This is a genomic window from Streptomyces sp. SM1, from assembly GCF_002910825.1.
GTDB classification, from domain to species: domain Bacteria; phylum Actinomycetota; class Actinomycetes; order Streptomycetales; family Streptomycetaceae; genus Streptomyces; species Streptomyces okerensis.
In genome coordinates, this window is record NZ_NEUB01000732.1 from 1 (window position 1) to 3,683 (window position 3,683).

The 3,683-nt window shown below is 75.6% G+C and carries 1 protein-coding gene; it reads left to right on the forward strand.

The window, feature by feature from the left end:
• Positions 1–3,683, forward strand: a 3,683-nt coding sequence (locus B9S61_RS21310; RefSeq protein ID WP_146064908.1) for a type I polyketide synthase, incomplete at both ends; no start/stop codon positions are given.

Sequence of the window (3,683 nt, forward strand, 5' to 3'; positions counted from 1 at the left end):
GCCCCCCGCGATCGTGGCCGCCGCGGACGACGACCCGATCGTCATCGTCTCCATGAGCTGCCGCTACCCCGGCGGGGTCCGCACCCCCGAGGAGCTGTGGCGGCTGGTCGCCGACGGGCGCGACGCGGTCTCCGGCCTGCCCGACGACCGCGGCTGGGACCTCGACGCGCTCTATGACGCGGACCCCGACCGGCCCGGCAGGAGCTACACCGCCGCAGGCGGGTTCGTCCGCGACGCGGACCGCTTCGACCCCGCCTTCTTCGGCATCTCGCCGCGCGAGGCACGCGCCATGGACCCGCAGCAACGGTTGCTGCTCACCACCTCCTGGGAGGCGATCGAACGCGCCGGCATCGACCCGACCTCCCTCCGCGGCACCCCCACCGGCATCTTCGCCGGAGCCTCCTACCAGGGCTACGGCGGCAACCTGCGGGACGTCCCCGAGGAACTGGAGGGCCTGTTCATCGCGGGCATCTCCACCAGTGTGCTGTCCGGCCGGGTCTCCTACCAACTGGGCCTCCAGGGCCCTGCCGTGACCGTGGACACCGCCTGCTCCTCGTCGCTGGTGGCGGTCCACTTGGCCGCGCAGTCGCTGCGTTCGGGCGAATGCCGGCTGGCCCTGGCGGGCGGCGCCACCGTGATGGGCACCCCGCTCTCCTTCACCGGCTTCAGCCGGCAGCGCGGCCTCGCCGAGGACGGGCGCTGCAAGTCCTTCGCGGCCTCCGCGGACGGCTTCGGCATGGCCGAGGGCGTCGGCCTGCTGGTCCTGGAACGCCTCTCGGACGCCCGCCGCAACGGCCACCCGGTCCTCGCGGTGCTGCGCGGCTCGGCGATCAACCAGGACGGCGCGAGCAATGGGCTCACCGCGCCCAGCGGCCTGGCCCAGCAGCGGGTGATCCGCGACGCGCTCGCCAACGCCCGCCTGTCGGCCGCCGACGTGGACGCCGTCGAAGCCCACGGCACCGGCACCCGGCTGGGCGACCCGATCGAGGCCGACGCGCTGCTGGCCACGTACGGTCAGGACCGGCCCGAGGGGCGGCCGGTGTGGCTGGGGTCGCTGAAGTCGAACATCGGGCACACCCAGGCCGCCGCCGGGGTCGGCGGCATCATCAAGATGGTGCTGTCCATGGGGCACGGACAGCTGCCGCGGACCCTGCACATCGACCGGCCGACCCCGAACGTCGACTGGACGGCCGGCGCCGTCGCCCTGCTCACCGAGGCCACCCCCTGGCCGGAGACGGGACGCCCGCGCCGGGCCGGTGTGTCCTCGTTCGGCCTCAGCGGCACCAACGCCCACGTGATCATCGAGCAGCCGCCCGCCGAGCCGGTACCGGCCGAGGCCGTGCCGGGCGGGCCCTCATCGACCGAATCCGCGGCCGTAGCAGCCCAGTCGGTGCCCGCCGACGCAGGCGTACCCTACCCGCAGGCCGTGCCCGTCGCCGTGCCGTGGGTGCTGTCCGGGTCCGGCGCCGAGGCCCTGCGGGCCCAGGCGGCCCGGCTGCACGCGCACCTGACGGAGCACCCGGAGATACCGTCCGCCGACGTCGGCCACACCCTGGCGACCACCAGGACCGCCTTCGACCACCGCGCCGCCGTCGTCGGCGATGACCGGGCGGCCCTGCTGGGCGGCCTGGCCGCGCTGGCCGCCGGCGAGCGCGCTCCCGGCCTGGTCGAAGGCACCGCCGCCGGATCGTCCCGAACCGTCTTCGTTTTCCCCGGCCAGGGCTCCCAGTGGGCCGGCATGGCCCGCGAACTCCTCCTGCACGCACCGGCGTTCGCCGACCGGATCGAAGCCTGCGAACGCGCCCTCGCCCCACACCTGGACTGGTCGCCGCTCGCGGTCCTGCGGGACGAACCCGGCACGCCCCCGCTGGACCGGGTGGACGTGGTCCAGCCGGTGCTGTTCGCCGTGATGGTCTCGCTGGCCGAGCTGTGGCGGGCGCACGGCGTCACCCCCGACGCCGTCGTCGGCCACTCCCAGGGCGAGATCGCCGCCGCCTGCGTGGCCGGCGCGCTCTCGCTGGAGGACGCGGCCCGCATCGTCGCCCTGCGCAGCCGGGCCCTGCTCGCCCTGACCGGCCGTGGCGGTATGCTGTTCGTACCCCTGTCGGCCGACGCCGTACGGGACGTCCTCGCAGCTTATGACGGCGCCCTCGACGTCGCCGCCGTCAACGGGCCGACCTCGGTCACCGTCTCCGGCGAACCCGCCGCCCTGGACGTACTGCGCGCGCAGTACTCCGAGGCGGGCGTGCTGACCTGGCCGGTCCCCGGCGTGGAATTCGCCGGGCACTCCGCGCAGGTGGAGGAGATCCGCGAGGAACTGCTCACCCTCCTCGCCGGCACCGCGCCCCGTACCTCCGACGTCCCCTTCTACTCCACGGTCACCGGTGGCCCGCTCGACACCCGCGGCCTGGACGCCGCGTACTGGTACGACAACCTGCGCCGGCCCGTCGAGTTCGGGCGGGCCGTCGACGTGCTGATCGCCGACGGCCACCACACCTTCGTCGAATGCAGCACCCACCCCGCCCTGACCGTCTGGATCCAGCAGGCCGTCGAGGCCGCCGGGGCCTCCGGCGGAGTCGTCGTCGGCACCCTGCGCCGCACCGAGGGCGGCCGCGCCCGCTTCCTCGCCTCGCTCACCGAACTCCAGGTGCGCGGAGTGCCGGTGGACTGGGAGGCGGTGTTCGCCGGGACCGGCGCCCGCACCCGGCCGCTGCCCACGTACGCCTTCCAGGAGCAGCGCTACTGGCTCGACCCCGTCGCCCCCGACCCGTCCGCCGCCGTCGCCGCGGCCGGCACCGGCCCGGCCGACTCCGGGTTCTGGGAGGCGGTCGACCACGGAGACCTCGACGCCCTCGCCACCACCCTGCGCGTCGAGGACGGCGAACTGCGCGCCGCCCTCGCCTCCCTGGTGCCCGCCCTCGCCGACTGGGCGCGCGGCCGGCACAGCGACCGGACCGTCGACAGCTGGCGCTACAGGGTCGCCTGGAAGCCCCTGCCGACCGCCGGACCGGCCCGCCTCACCGGGAACTGGCTCGTCGTCATCCCGGCCGGTCACACGGCCCACCCGGCCGTCGTCTTTGCCATGGACGCCCTGCGCGGACACGGCGCCGTACCGGTCCTCGTCGAAGCGGGCCCCGACGCGACCGACCGGGCCCGGTTCGCAGTACAGCTGCGCGAAGCGCACGAACGGGCCGGCGGGCCGCCCGCCGGGGCGCTGTCCCTGCTCGCCCTGGCCGAAGAACCGCACGGCGACGGCTCGGCCCTGCCCCTCGGGCTCACCCTGACCGTCGGCCTCCTCCAGGCGCTCGGCGACCTTGGCGCCGACGCCCCGCTCTGGTGCGCCACACGCGGCGCCGTGTCGGTCGGCCGCTCCGACCCGATCGACAGCACCCTCCAGGCACTGGTCTGGGGCCTCGGCGGGGTCGCCGGGGTCGAATACCCGCAGCGCTGGGCGGGACTGGTGGACCTGCCGCAACGCCTCGACGACCGGGCCGCCACCCGGCTGGCCGAAGCGCTCACCAGCCCGGACGGCGAAGACCAGCTCGCGGTACGCGCCTCCGGCGTCTTCGGCCGCAGGCTCGTCCACGCCCCGCTCGGCGACACGCCCCCGGCCCGCGACTGGACCCCCGAGGGCACCGTCCTCATCACCGGCGGCACCGGCGGGCTCGGCGCCCAGATCGCCC